Below are 14831 nucleotides of genomic sequence, written 5' to 3'. Positions count from 1 at the left end.
TGAAGTTCAACATGTAACGGCAGAATCTAATGCTCAAAATTCTGCACTCAAGAATACGGGAGTAACGTTTCTTTCAAACTCAAATTCAAGCGGGGGCTTCCAATCTTTTGGTGTCAGCTGCGACAACTACTCTTGGTTCATTTAATAGTTATGTAGGTGCTACCATAACTATATATGACGCGGTAAAGAACTTTATTTCTGATTCTTATCAAAGTTTAGCATTAATTACTAGTACAGTTAGCGGCGCTAGTGCATATTCTATTCCTACGTTTAGCTATGCTTCAACAACTGGTGCCACAACAACTGGTGCCACAACAAATGCAACAATAAATCAGGGATCATCGAAACAATTTAGTTATACTGCCCTGTATCATAGAGATTCTTCTGCCGCAATAAATTATTATCTCAGCGGGCCTACTGCAACTTCTTTCATAACAAAAATTACTCTTACCGGGATTGATGGTAAAACCGTTCAAACTATTCCCCCTGCTATGCCTATGGGTATGGGTTATTTATTGTAATAGATTTCAATTATTTGAAGTTGAGATTTGGAGGGGAATTATGAGATTAAAGGAACCTATAACCTTAATTTCAGTTGTACTATTTTTAGTGCTAATAGGTGTTGCTTTGTTTTTATATAACTACAATTTCCCGAAAAAGGTTAACGTAGAACGTACTGCCGTCGTGTTCACCCTTAACAACTCTTCTTCAGCTAAAAGTACCATAATTAAGGTTAATGGGACACTATATAAACCAATATTTGGTCAAAAGAAATTTGTTGGAAATGTCTCAATAGATGCCTATGACTTCACAAAAGATCAAGAGGTCACTGTATATATCACTAAAAGAAATAAAGGCATAAATATGAGTACTCTATTTTATCTAGACTCCTCCGCACCATACGAAATAAATCAATACGGTCTAATGTGGTTTGATGATAGATTTGAAAACATCAATATTTGGCCATCTACTAACTGGATAGATGTTAAAGAGAAGAATTTGGCTTTCATTGCTACGGGTTCTAATTATGAACAAGCATTACAAACTCAAATAATGATGAGAAAGAAATTTGGTGATATGTTTGTTCCTCATGAATATGATTCGTTAGTTAAATGACTTGAGTATTGCGATTAATGGAATTGATCCGATCAATAGAAAAGCCCTCTGCAGATGCAGAGGCCAATGAAGAACTTACAATTTTTCTGTGCTACTGCTTAATGAACGATAAAACACAACACCTGCTCCGAACTTCGGACTGGTTTCGTATTTTTGGTCTCTTTATGCCCTCAGTTGTGTTCACCTCCAACACTCGAAAGATTGGCGTTAAACGCTTATGAAGACAGCAATCGGCTGCCAGTTACGGCGGCTAATTATCCACGCCATCCATTTATCCATTTTTTCTTGAGATTTTGCATGTGCATAGTTATATCGTTGAGTGTAACCTCCGTATCTAAATAACGTTCTTCATACTTTGGTATTAAAAGATACTCGCAAGCAGCGGCATAGCAGTCCAATTGTTCAACACTCTCGTCTGATATTCTCTCTAAACAGTTGCATTCTGCCCATAAAAAAACCTTAGGTAGATAAAACACCCACCTTCAATAGTATTTATTCAATAGAGAACAGAAAAAACCTATCGCCTCCAAAGAGGCGATAGGTTTAACCTTCGCGGTACCACTCTTTTTGATCGTTGCTGCTTACTCTACTGACTTCCCCATCTCGTTCCAGACAGGCTGTCCGATCAGACCTAAACGCCAGATCGCAATTCCTTTAAGGCCATAACGTTTAGCAAGTCCTACCTTCGAATTCACTGAAGATTCGTTTTCGCTATACACAGAGATCCCGAGAATCAGCTTATCCTTACTCACTTGCTGAAGCGCAAGCCGGATGCCTTCATCAACTAAACTCATCGGCTCTGGAACTTTTTTCTCTTGTAAATAATCGTACGCCATAATGACCAAATCATCTGCAAGTGTTCCTAAAGTTTTGTAATCATAACCTTTATAAGAACTATTTAATGGATGAAGAATAACGGTAAGTTTAAGTCCTGCTGCATGTGCTTTTTGTGATAGGTTTTTCACAAAAGCATTGTAATCCGCTTGCACCTTCGCCTTATCACCTGTTAGACCTAGGCCCTCCAGATCCAGGGTAATGCCTTGGAATCCTTTTTGCGTTGCAAGATCTACGATTCCAGTAATCGTCTGTTCTTGAAGCTGTTTATCTTCCAGGTTCTTAGTTAACTCTGATGCGGTATCTCCAGAGAAGACCATCAGATAAGGAGCTGTTCCACCTGCCGCTGCATTCGTGACAATCGATTCTGGTGTTACGTCACCAGCCGCCTGAGGCCATTTGAAATCAGTCCCCGTTGTGGTGAATTGCCCGCTTTTATCAATCCCACTCCAACCGAAGGCCATAGCATCAAAATTAGGAAGTAAGGAAATCTCACTATAAGAACTCAGAGCATAGAAACCAAGAGTGTACAGCTCAGTCTTCGGCGAAGTAATAGATACGGTCTTCGTAGATTGATTCCAAGCTACACCCGCACCAAACTGCTGGCCGAAGAAGCTAAGGGGAATCATCGTTGTATCCCGGATCGTCTGCGGAGCAACTCCTAACTTCACAACCGCGCCGTTAACACCTGCATTTTTGCTGCCAAGGGTCAGGGTTACCACTTTGGTCCCTGCAGTATCTGTTTTGGTAGCCGTAATTTTCTTCTGCGCTTGATTCCACTCGACATTAATTCCCAAAGCTTCAGATATAGCTCGGAATGGCACCATCGTTGTTCCGCTCATCACAACAGGTTCTACTGGAAATGGTAGTGGATAACCATCCAGCACAATACTAACTCCAGCAGCTGTGGCTGCCTGTGTAGTATTTTGGAATAACGCCGTGGTGCCTCCTAGCGAAATAGCCATACATAATACTAATTTACCGATTCGCTTATTCATGAATGTTAAGTCTCCCTCTTCTATGATATGCAGTCTAATCTTGTAAACTCTTATATGTCCTCTACCATTTTACCAAAGATTATCCAATTGTAAAATTAATAGATTGTCATCTATGAGCTGCGAAATTATTTGTCATATTAGAAGAGGTCGGCAAAATTACATAAACACGCTCAAAAAGGTTCCCACTGCTCGTTCAACATCTACATCCACTGCAACTTGTATGGGTTTACCCACTTTTGGCTGAGCCCGCAAGTCCGCTACGACCATTCCCGATGTAAACTCACCTTTGTGCTCCACACGAACATTCATCTCTTTGTAGGTTACTAGATCTGGTTGCAGCGCAACCATAAGTGCGAGTGGATCATGCAGCGGTGCGCTGTTGATCAAAAAGTTCGCTTCACGATAGAAATTAAAATAATGAGTAAGCGATTGTTCCATAAACGAAATGATCGCTTTATTTTCTTCACGTCCAAAACGTTTTAATAAATCGATATGCTCTTGTGTAATCCGCGTCTTAAGCGTAACGTCTAGACCCACCATCATAACAGGAAGCCCAGATGTAAATACATGATCAGCAGCTTCCGGATCCCCGGCAATATTCGCTTCCGCAACCGGTGTTCTATTGCCGGGACTGAAGATCGTACCGCCCATCACCACTACTTTTTTCAAAGTATTCTTAATACCAGGGTCCATATCAAGCGCCATAGAAAGGTTGGTTAGATGTGCCAGTGTGACTAATACAATCTCTCCGGGATTCTCATTAGCCATCCGAACAATAAACTCAGATGCAGTTTCGTTAATGGGACGCTGGCTGGATGGAGCAATTTCCACATTGCCAATACCGTTCTCACCATGCACATGAGTGGCGTAGCCTGAGTGCTCACGAACAAGTGCCTTGGATGCTCCGATCGCTACAGGAATCTCATAACCGGGCTTAGCAAGCTCAATTAGCCGCAGTGAATTGTCCGCCGCCTTTTCGACCTCAATATTCCCAAAAACGGTTGTAATTCCTTCTACAATTACGTTTGGAGCACGTAAGGCATATAGAATCGCCAGTGCATCGTCAATACCTGTATCTGCATCAATAATAATTCGTGTTTTGCTCATTTATGTTCTCTCCCATTATGTTTTTTTCATAAAAGCTATCATATCACGGCCAACGAGGGTCGCTCAATTTTTATTCAATTCCTGTTCTTTAAAGGCTTCAATAAACCGCTCAGGATCGCACTCTATCAAATAAGCATACACGCCCTTACTCGTGTGGAGATAGAACATGCCGCCCATATCCCCCATTGAGCGATAAGACATATCGAAAATATCTTTTAGCGGGAATTCCCGATGACGTGTTACAATTCTATCTTGATACAGATACATTAGCCGATTGGAAGCAACACTTCGTTGTTCTCCATCCCTAATTTCTCGTTGTATCTTATAATACGGAAGCTGAGCTACCCATTTCATTTGCAGTCCTCCTGCTTGTCGTAATGGACTCCATTTTATTATTCTTTTTACCCTATTGCAAAATAAAGAAGCTTAACGATCCCATTAGCGGAATCATCAAGCTTCAGTAATCACCGTTTATTTCGTTGTATAAGCTGCGGCTGCCTTGCAAAAGCGTTCCAATGCCTCAACTAATGTGGATCTCGGACAAGCCAGATTAATTCGTAGATGGCCTTTGCCTTCTGTTCCAAAAACAGAACCTTCATTAAAAGCCACTTTAGCCTCTTTGTACATCAGCTGCTTCAGATCGTCTATTTCCAAGTTCAGTTCGCGGCAATCCACCCAGAGCAGGTAGGTTCCTTGCGGCTGCATCACATGAACCTGTGGTAAATGCTCCGCCAAATAGCTGACCGTATAATCCACATTATCTGATACATATTGTAACAGCTCATCCAGCCATTCTTCTCCGTCATTGTAAGCGGCTTGTACCGCTCCTTGCGCGAAGAAACTAGCCATATGTAAGCTCAAGGCTTTCATTTTTTGATCAAATTTACGTTTCAATTCCGGATTCGAGGACACGATAAAAGAGGATTGAAGCCCCGGAAGATTGAAGGTTTTGGTCGCAGCAAGGGTGGTTAACGTAATATTGGCAATTTCCTCAGACAAGGATGCAAAAGGAATATGCTCATAACCTGGAAGCGCCAAATCACAATGGATCTCATCAGAGATAACTGTCACTCCGTGACGCAAGCACAGTTCACCGAGCTTCAACAGCTCTTCTCTTTCCCATACTCTACCGCCTGGATTATGCGGACTGCATAACAGCAGCAGCTTCGCTCCACCCAACATCAACCCTTCCAATTGCTCATAATCCATCTCAAAGCGCCCATTACGGACGATAAGCGGATTCTTGGCAACCTTCCGGTCATTCATCTGGATGACATCATAAAAGGGATAATAAACTGGCGATTGTAAAATAACCTCGTCCCCAGGCTCAGTAAACAGTTCAACAGAGAGGCTTAAGGAAGTTACAATTCCGGGAGAATCTGAAATCCACTCCGGTTTGATCTGCCAATCATGCCGTCTTTTAAACCATGACGTGATGGCTTCTTTATAAGTATCACTAGGTACACTGTAACCGTAAACTCCTTGTTCTGCGCGGCGCAGAATGGCTTCCTTCACTGCGGGAGGACTTTCAAAATCCATGTCTGCCACCCAAAGCGGCATAATATCCTTCTCACCAAACAACTTCTCGGATTGGTCCCATTTGTAAGAGCTAGTATTACGGCGGTCAATTACGCGATCGAAATCATACTTCAACTAAAGTCACCTCATCCTTATAAACTTATCTTTTATTGTATCATGAGGAAACCGATATGGCATCTTAAGATAGAATCAAAAGAATTCACATAAATAGATGATGAATTTTAAGTTGTTAGACGATAGAAAAACAATAGAATGTTAGCATCACCTTGATTAAAAAATGAACTTGTTCGATTGCTGCTTTTTTGAAAGCCAGTAAATACTCTGAGTAAAGAGGAAGACCTTCGTTCGTCCTCCTCTTTACAATAATCATAAGTAAAATCACCAATATTAAGATGACCAACTTATCTATACGAAATACACCTTGTTACGCTAATTGTGTAATAACGAGATGTGCTGAAACAGATCTTGTTCCTCCAGCGAGAGGAGTAATAGTAAGTGCAGTAGAGTTACCAGCAGGATTGCGAACGGTCAGGATGGTGTTAATGACCGTTGTTTGCACTATAGCCATTTCTACGATTTGCGATGTACCTGTTGCACGTCCAACAACAGTATAGGCAAGATCCGCACCATTAAGAGTCAAGATGAGTTGTCCCGCTTCGGTTACACTAACCTGAAACAAAACCTGATAAGTCCCTATTGCCGCTAAATTAAACGAACTAGGACCTGTTCGTGCAATTGTCGTCCCGCTAGTAGGTCCGTTTTGAGGAAAACTTACGTCTGTGCCCGGTGCTACAGTTGCTGCATTATCAGGAGGCATTAGGGCAAAAAAATCAGCAAAACCTAATACGCCTCCTGTTGCCCCGGTTGCTCCCGTTGCTCCTGCTGCTCCCGGTGCTCCGGTTGCTCCCACGGCTCCTGCTGCCCCCGGTGCTCCTGCTGCTCCCGGCGCCCCGGTTGCTCCCGTTGCTCCTGCTGCTCCCGGTGCTCCTGCTGCTCCCGGTGCTCCGGCCGCTCCCGGTGCTCCTGTTGCTCCAGCTACTCCCGGCGCTCCCGGCGCTCCCGGTGCTCCTGTTGCTCCGGTTGCTCCCGGTGCTCCTGGTGCTCCCGGCGCTCCGGTTGCTCCTACAAAACCTTGTGGTCCTATAGCTCCTGCAGGACCCGGTAAACCTTGCGATCCCTGAGGACCTACAACTCCTTGGGCACCCGGAACGCCTTGCGCACCCTGAGGACCAACGGGGCCCGCTACACCCTGAGGACCAATCGCTCCCGCTGGCCCGGGTTCACCTTGAGGTCCTTGGGGTCCCGGAGGGCCGCCTGCAGGTCCTTGAGGTCCTTCAGCTCCTTGGAGTCCTCGTGCTCCTTGAGCTCCGGGAATGCCTTGGGCCCCTTGTATTCCTTGGAGTCCTTGTGCTCCTTGTGGCCCTTGCGGTCCTGTAGCACCAACGACTGTGGGAGTAGTAACATTCACTTCTGGTGGAGGACAGGTTACTTTTACAATCTTCTTAATAACCTTTCGGCGATGTTCTTTTCTTTTTCTTTTCGAAGGAAATACAGTGGCGACTTTTTTCTTATGACACTTTTTATCGTCTGGACAACTCAATGCGTACACCTCCCTATAAAGATAGTTCAGTGTACGCATCTTATTAATTTTAGACATGGACCAATAACTAGTTTCTATTAGACTGGAACCTATTTTTATAAAAAAAGGCTAATAAAATAGGAGGTGGCCCTTAAGCACATTACAATGTCCACACCATTTTAATTTACTTTTCGTATTTTATGATTAGGACAACTGACACTTCCCTATTAGCCCAAATCATAGATTTGGGTCTTTTTTTATGAGCATATAAAAAAACAACCCCCAAACCACGGGAGCTGCTAATCATCAACTATTATATTGTATCAACAGGCTTACGAATGGTGTTGCCTACCTTCGTAAGAATATCCGCCATTGATGCCGAATCATTCACGTCATAATCATCAATGTTCAGTCGGAGCACTGGGCAAGCTGTAAACTCATTGATCCATTTCGAATATCTGCCATGCATATGCTCCCAGTAGGACACGTCCGTTTGAATTTCCATTTCACGGCCACGTTCATTAATTCGCGCTAAAATAGAAGGAAGACTGCCTTCAATATAAATCAGTACATCAGGGTGCGGGAAATAGGGTGTCATAACCATAGCTTCATACAAGCTTGTATAGGTTTCATAGTCTGTCTTAGACATCGTGCCTTGATCCGCATGCATTTTAGCAAAAATACCAGTGTCCTCATAAATCGAGCGATCTTGAACAAAACCACCGCCCATTTCGAACATTTTCTTCTGTTCTTTAAAACGTTCGGCTAGGAAATAAATCTGTAGATGAAAACTCCATCTCTCAAAATCATGATAGAATTTTTCAAGATAAGGATTATGATCAACTTGCTCCAGCGAGGTTTGAAAATTCAACCTTTTAGCCAAAGCACCTGTTAAAGTGGATTTCCCCACCCCCACGGTTCCTGCCACGGTAATTATGGCGTTATCTGGGATGTTATATGGATTCATTTCATTAGCTCCTTTAGGTGAGAGGCAATTTCGACGAAGTGTTCTGGGTTCTCCACGAAATCGACTGCATTTCCATCTATGGTAATAATAACGGTAGACGGCTCTTGAATCGCTAGAGAGGCCATCGCATCATCATAATCTTCTATCAATTGCTGCAAATACGCAGTATCCATATCCCCTTCAAAAGGGCGTCCGCGTTTGGCAATTCTTTTTAACAAGGTATCGAGATCCGCTTTTATATAGAGAATAATATTTGGCTTCGGCAGGTCATCCGTCAGCACATGATAGATTTGTCGATACTTTTCTCGTTTCGTTCCCTTCAGCGTTCGTTCCCCAAAGATAAGGTTCTTATAAATATGATAATCCGAGATCACCGGTTTACCTTTATCTATGTATTGAGTTACTGTATCTTCAAGCTGCTTGTACCGATTACAGAGAAAAAACATCTCCAGTTGAAAGCTCCAGTCATCCATGTTCTGATAAAATTTAGCTAGAAACGGATTTTCATCAACAATCTCCTTAATAATCGGTAAGTTTAATTCCTCTGCAAGCATCGAAGCTAATGTTGTTTTTCCAGCCCCGATCGGGCCTTCCACTGCAATAAACGGTGCATGTTTCATTGATGCTGACTTCCTCCTCAGATACGGACCCTTCAATAACTATTTTTAAAAACAGACTAAATTATTGTATCACATGAGACCTTACTTGTGAGCGGCTAATTATGAAGAAACTTTTCCAGTAATACAAGTATCCAACTGTAAGATAAACCCAATAACAAGAGAAGCATCCCTATGAAAAAACGGTTCGATATCTATCTTCTCCCCATCCCCACGAGCATGAAGCGGACCGAGGAGACTCTATTTCCGAAAAATCGGCTGTATCAGCATACAATCGGACTCAGTTGCAGCTATTCTACCAAATGCGCCCTAAAAATAGTCACTATTCGGCCAATAAGAGCTATACTGTCCATTACCTTAGCTAAATAAGCTAATAAATACCAATAGCTGCTATACGGTCCTTAGCATCACTTCTCTTTTCCTAGATGTAATCGCGCATTCAAAGGACTGGAACTATAGCAAAAAAGGTGTCCCTGAAGGGACACCTTTTTAGATCATTCTATTAAGATAAACGTCCGCTGAAATCTTCGAAAGCGAACTGTTTGATTACTTTAATTCCTTCTTCGTCATTGTAGCTGACGATAGCTGGCAGATTCACGCCGTTAAACATATGGTTCTTCACCATAGAATAATGCGCCATATCTAGGAATACGAGTCTATCGCCGTATTTCAAAGGCTCCTTGAAGGAATAATCTCCAATAACATCTCCGGCTAGGCAAGTCATTCCACCTAATCTGTACGTATAAGGATATTCCCCAGGTTGTCCAGCATCGATAATGTTCGGACGGTATGGCATAGCCAGTACATCTGGCATGTGGCATTCAGCCGAAGTATCAAGAATCGCAATGTCCATACCGTTATGCATAACATCCAGAACGGTAGCTACCAAATATCCAGTATTAAGCGCAACGGCCTCACCTGGCTCCAGATAGATTTCCACACCGTAAGTCTCTTTCATATGCAAAATGCAGCGGACAAGGGTCTCCAGATCATAATCGGGACGTGTAATATGATGACCGCCACCAAAATTAAGCCATTTCATCCCTTTGAGATAAGGTCCGAACTTCTCTTCGACTACCTTGAGCGTACGCTCCAGTGTGTCAGAATTTTGTTCGCACATGGTATGGAAGTGTAATCCATCAATCCCCTCAAGCTCTTCAGGTCTAAAGTTAGGGAGAGTTACTCCCATTCTGGAATAATTGTAGCATGGATCATACAGCGGAACTTCGATCTCGGAATACTCCGGATTCACTCGAATGCCGCAGCTGATGTGCTTCGGTGCATTTTTCACACGATCCTTGAATCGATTCCACTGGTCAAAAGAATTGAACACAATGTGATCGGAGTATTCAAGAAGCTCATCGAATTCACTGTCCACATAAGCTGGTGCGTAGACATGAACCTCTTTGCCCATTTTTTCATAGCCAAGTCTGGCTTCGAATAAGGAGCTGGAAGTTACGCCATGCAAGTACTTGCCAACTAGCGGATACAAGGAGTGCATAGAGAAGCCTTTTTGCGCGAGCAAAATCTTAGCTCCTGTACGTTCTTGTACAGAATTCATAATCTCAAGATTGCGGGTAAGCAATCTTTCATCTACAAGGTAACATGGTGACGGGACAACGCTGATATCAATATCCATCAATCGCGCCTTAGTCTAGCAGCGTTGGCGAGAAATCTTCTTGCCAAGGCAGACCATGTTTATTCAAAGCTTCCATGAATGGATCTGGATCGAACTCTTCTACGTTGTACACGCCTGGTTTCTTCCAGATTCCTTTTATAATTAACATTGCTCCGATCATTGCAGGAACGCCTGTAGTATAGGAAATGGCTTGGGAGCCAACCTCTGCATAACATTCTTCATGATCGCAAACGTTGTATACATAATAAGTTTTTGGCTTACCGTCTTTAGTACCTTGGATGATACATCCAATGTTAGTTTTACCTTTTGTTCTTGGTCCCAGGGAAGCTGGGTCAGGCAGCATTGCCTTCAAGAATTGCAAAGGAACGATCTCTTTACCTTCGTACATGATAGGCTCGATAGAAGTCATACCCACATTCTCAAGCACTTTCAAGTGAGTCAGGTAGTTCTGTGAGAAAGTCATCCAGAAACGGATCTTTTTCACGCCCTTGATGTTAACAGCCAAGGATTCCAGCTCTTCATGGTACAAAAGATAAATATCTTTAGGTCCAATTTCCGGAAGATCGTAAACTTTCTTCTCAGAAAGTGGTGCAGTTTCAATCCACTCGCCATTCTCGAAATAACGGCCATTAGCTGTAATTTCACGAATATTGATTTCAGGATTAAAGTTTGTAGCGAATGGATATCCATGATCGCCAGCGTTGGCGTCTACAATATCAATGGTATGGATCTCGTCAAAATAGTGCTTTTGCGCATAAGCCGTGAATACGCCAGTTACACCTGGGTCAAATCCACTGCCGAGCAAAGCGGTAAGGCCAGCTTTCTCAAATCTTTCTTTGTAAGCCCACTGCCAGGAATATTCGAATTTCGCTGTATCTTGTGGTTCATAATTGGCAGTATCCACATAGTGCACTCCTGTTGCCAGGCACGCATCCATGATCGTCAGGTCCTGATATGGGAGAGCGACATTAATAACGACATCCGGCTCAAAGCTCTTGATCAGTTCAATGACTTCGTCCGTGTTATCTGCATCGAGCTGAGCAGTAGAAATCTTCGTGCGGCCTCCGGCTAATTTATCTTTCAGAGCGTCACATTTCGCGACAGTTCTGCTAGCAATGCAGATCTCTTCAAATACATCCGGGTTCTGGCAGCATTTATGAACAACAACACTTGCTACGCCGCCAGCGCCAATAATTAACGCTTTTCCCAAAATAAAAACCTCCTAAAATTCCATTTGCAAAATCAACAAGGCTGATTATACATAATATTTTTGAATAAATCAATAAAAACCGACAAAAAATGATGTGTTTTGTGTAAAATCTCTAAGAAATCTTGTTAATACTCTTAAATGCTCATATTTCCTCGATTATCCACGTGTATAGATCAGGTGTTTTGCTGGAACAGAGTGGATTCTCAGAAACTAGGGCAACTAGATTATTCTATCACAAGAGGGTTATACTTCATACGATTTATTTTAAAATCAATGAAAAATCTCACCACCCTTTCAACTCCGCCTAAAGAAGTTCGGTTTCCACACATTCCAATCAACAGCACTGCAGCAAATACAAAGAGGCCGTAATATATACTCTTACCCGTTTTTGTCCCAATATTAATCGTTGTTGCTATGCCCATCCGTTTCGCGCCCATAATTGAACGATCATTGGGATAATTATAAGTTGTCCCATTTTTCCAATATTCATCATCATCCGTATAAAGAATCCTCGAAAAGATTCCCGCACACATTCTTCAAAATCGCGTACGCTTTGTTTACGGTCATTGCATATCCCCCTAAATCTTCTGCCTTCCACGCAAAAAAGCTGAGCTCCCCTGAAGGAGAGTTCAGCCTAAAGCTTCTAATATATAGTCAACTTATTTATTGGAATTTATTCGAACGGCATAAGCATCTGCATCCCATTCTACCTGCGCCCCCAACATTTCACTTATCAATCTGAGGGGTACATAAACGCTATCATTAATGAAGACCGGTTTTTGATCTGTTGCGATAATCTTTCCATTAACAGTCGTTTGTCCAGTTACCGAATTCAAGATCAGCGTTGTAGATCCCTTCACAGCAACCACAGCTCTCGATGGAACATCCCAACGAACATTAACTCCCATCTGCTCGAAGACTCCTCTTAAAGGAACATATGTCGAATTATTGATTAGTAACGGCGGCATAGTCAGTTCCATTTCATTCCCATTCAACAACACTTGAATAGATTTTTTCACCAGCTGAGGCGTACTCACCTCGATCTCTCTGACCCCCAGACCCGTCTGTCCAAATTCATTTGCCCCCCAGGCAAGGACATGACCATCTTTTAAGAGTACATAATGATTTCTGCTCCCTTTAGAAACGGAAACTGCATTCTGGATGCCTTTAGACTGTGTAACATTAATCTTGTTCTTATCGCCAACCGTCCACTGCCACACGGTCCCATCCGCCTTCACTGCGGAATCTGTTGTCAGCGAAATGACGTCTGTAAGTCCTGGAACCTGAACAGGCTTTAGAGCTTCTCCCAGATATGGATCTATGTAATTATTCCAAATCCATACTGTGCCATCCCATCTCAATGCCGCCCCATAAAGTCCATAGGCTCCATCCATATCAACCGCTCTATATTCTCCGCTTCCTTTAATAAGCGTAGGCTTTAAGATTACGCCCTTCTGAGTTCCCAGTGGTTGCTGTGATCCCCACACCCATACCTCTCCGCCGTTACCAAGAGCCACTGAATTATTCGATCCCGCTGCTATAGACAGGACGGTGGGTAGTCCCTTCACCTGCACCGGGGTTAGCTTGTTTTTCCGCGAATCGTCACCGAGTTCTCCTTGTTCATTGCCTCCCCACGCCCAGACCGTTCCATCTTTAAGAAGAGCTAAGCTAAAGGTGCCCCCCGCAGAAACAGCTTTCACATCTGTTAGCCCTTGCACTTGAACAGGCTCTACAAGAATCTTAGAAGACTGTGTTCCAATGCCAAGTTGTCCATGCTCGTTCCCCCCTACCGCCCACACTGTACCATCGTCCTTCAACATCAAGTTATGGCGATAACCACCTGAGATTTGCTTTACATGATCGATATGCATTTTGACGGGAGTATACGCTGGTGTGGTCGCCCCATTACCAATAGAGCCATACCCACCACCCCACGCCCAGGCTGTTCCATCCGCAGTGACGGCATACGCACTTCTGTCACCAGCGTCCAGTTGGGTGATGCCAGACAATAATTTCTTTTCTTCAAGTGAATTCACATTATCTGCTGCTGCCACTAAAGGTGAGACCATAGTCAGGCAAAGAACAGTCCCGACAACAACTCTACAAATCCGACTTACCTGCACTTTTGACATCAAGCTTTGTTTAAACACTTGAGATCACTCCTTTTATTAAAAAATAGATAACGCAACAACTCACGGTCCCGTTCCAAAACCTCCAATCTTCCAGCCGTTAGCGTGTTTGGTCAACACTGCGAAGCGAGTCTCCCGGCCATCTGGGGTATTGAAGACGGGATTTAGTGATTTCATATACAGATCGACCACAATATTTAACGTTGTGCGGTCACCGATGTCTTTAATTTCTGAGCCAGTATCATAATCCATCACTTTATAAGAGGTAGGCTTAGCCTCAACAATACTTTCACTGAGAGCATTTTCACCACCAAAACCCGGGTTATAGAGTTGATGCGCTTGACGGTTAACCGTCAATGCAGTGAGTAAGGCATTAGGATTCAAACATGCGCGGGCACGGGTATGATTACCATCCTGAATAGCCTGAAAAAAAGCATCCAGCAGCTCGAAATGGTCTAAAGAGGCTAAGTCACTATTCTCTCCTTCCTCAGCAAACAAACCTTCTCTCTCCGTCCACTCCTCAAATGTAAGTCCTGTAATGTCAGTCAAGCTACGCTTCTTAATAGACGGGCCGATACTTTGAATATTAAATTCCAGCCACGCACCAACGGTATTCCCTGATTGCACAAGCAAAACGAGGTTGGAGGGATAAGAAAATTCTTTTTGTTCGCCAGAACCAGGTAAACCATCGACTAAGGAATACCGCTGCACCTCTACCGTGGTCCCCTTCAGCAGTGTCAAATTCAATCCTGCATCTTTAGAGAACTCATTCGCTAATTGCCAGTAAAGTCCCACTGGATACTCCCCCAGCTTAACCTCCCAGTTCTGCGGTACCTCAACTGCAAATGCCTCCGGATGGCTCTGAACTTTATAATCCAGTGTTTGCAAAAAGTCTTCGGGAATCATAGTTACTTGAGCAGATGTTGGCGTTACCTGTGGTACAGACGTTGAAGCTATAGAGGCAGTAGGTTCCACACCTATGGAGTTCTCCCCTTGATTACATCCAGAGTTTAAGAGTACAAAAAAACAAATCGTTACCATCGTTACAAACTGCCGCTTAGTCATCTGATTCCCGCCTCTCTAATCACTCCTCTAT

The 14831-nt window shown here is 43.3% G+C and carries 13 protein-coding genes; 2 read left to right on the top strand and 11 right to left on the bottom strand.

Features of this window, described 5'->3' with window-relative positions; translation table 11 throughout:
* Positions 1-110: 110 nt before the first annotated feature.
* A complete protein-coding gene (locus MHB37_RS09800; protein WP_139330050.1) occupies positions 111-521 on the top strand; it encodes a hypothetical protein in 411 nt (136 codons plus the stop codon).
* Between the two features lie 40 nt (positions 522-561).
* Positions 562-1116, top strand: coding sequence for a hypothetical protein (locus MHB37_RS09795; protein WP_076191281.1), 555 nt, complete (start codon positions 562-564; stop codon positions 1114-1116).
* A 581-nt stretch (positions 1117-1697) separates the two neighbouring features.
* On the opposite strand, the gene MHB37_RS09790 is transcribed toward MHB37_RS09795, so the two are convergent.
* From MHB37_RS09790 to MHB37_RS09740, 11 genes are all read right to left on the bottom strand, one after another.
* A complete protein-coding gene (locus MHB37_RS09790; protein WP_405169186.1) occupies positions 1698-2948 on the bottom strand; it encodes a stalk domain-containing protein in 1251 nt (416 codons plus the stop codon).
* 156 nt (positions 2949-3104) lie between these two features.
* The gene (locus MHB37_RS09785) at positions 3105-4055 is read right to left on the bottom strand and encodes a nucleoside hydrolase (RefSeq protein ID WP_405169185.1); all 951 of its coding nucleotides are present in this window, start codon (positions 4053-4055) and stop codon (positions 3105-3107) included.
* Positions 4056-4118: 63 nt separating this feature from the next.
* Positions 4119-4409, bottom strand: coding sequence for a hypothetical protein (locus MHB37_RS09780; protein WP_036679330.1), 291 nt, complete (start codon positions 4407-4409; stop codon positions 4119-4121).
* Positions 4410-4526: 117 nt separating this feature from the next.
* The gene (locus MHB37_RS09775; protein WP_076301246.1) at positions 4527-5708 is read right to left on the bottom strand and encodes a MalY/PatB family protein; all 1182 of its coding nucleotides are present in this window, start codon (positions 5706-5708) and stop codon (positions 4527-4529) included.
* Positions 5709-6018: 310 nt separating this feature from the next.
* The gene (locus MHB37_RS09770) at positions 6019-7194 is read right to left on the bottom strand and encodes a collagen-like protein (RefSeq protein WP_405169184.1); all 1176 of its coding nucleotides are present in this window, start codon (positions 7192-7194) and stop codon (positions 6019-6021) included.
* A 292-nt stretch (positions 7195-7486) separates the two neighbouring features.
* The gene (locus tag MHB37_RS09765; RefSeq protein ID WP_076125023.1) at positions 7487-8140 is read right to left on the bottom strand and encodes a deoxynucleoside kinase; all 654 of its coding nucleotides are present in this window, start codon (positions 8138-8140) and stop codon (positions 7487-7489) included.
* Positions 8137-8760, bottom strand: a complete 624-nt coding sequence (locus MHB37_RS09760; RefSeq protein ID WP_076278612.1) for a deoxynucleoside kinase — start codon at positions 8758-8760, stop codon at positions 8137-8139. The genes MHB37_RS09765 and MHB37_RS09760 overlap by 4 nt, the downstream gene beginning before the upstream one ends.
* Positions 8761-9259: 499 nt before the next feature.
* Complete coding sequence (gene nspC, locus MHB37_RS09755; protein ID WP_076125019.1) at positions 9260-10396, bottom strand: carboxynorspermidine decarboxylase; 1137 nt, start codon at positions 10394-10396, stop codon at positions 9260-9262.
* A 10-nt stretch (positions 10397-10406) separates the two neighbouring features.
* Entirely contained in the window at positions 10407-11606 is a 1200-nt protein-coding gene (locus tag MHB37_RS09750) for a saccharopine dehydrogenase family protein (protein ID WP_036679313.1), read from the bottom strand.
* A gap of 659 nt (positions 11607-12265) precedes the next feature.
* A complete protein-coding gene (locus MHB37_RS09745; RefSeq protein ID WP_076125015.1) occupies positions 12266-13756 on the bottom strand; it encodes a stalk domain-containing protein in 1491 nt (496 codons plus the stop codon).
* Positions 13757-13798: 42 nt separating this feature from the next.
* A complete protein-coding gene (locus MHB37_RS09740; protein WP_076125013.1) occupies positions 13799-14800 on the bottom strand; it encodes a DUF4830 domain-containing protein in 1002 nt (333 codons plus the stop codon).
* Positions 14801-14831 lie beyond the last annotated feature (31 nt).

It is taken from the genome of Paenibacillus sp. FSL H3-0286, assembly GCF_045040705.1.
Classification (GTDB): Bacteria; Bacillota; Bacilli; order Paenibacillales; family Paenibacillaceae; genus Paenibacillus_AQ; species Paenibacillus_AQ odorifer.
The sequence above is the reverse complement of the archived record's forward strand: the minus strand, read 5'-3'. Positions and strand labels throughout refer to the sequence as shown.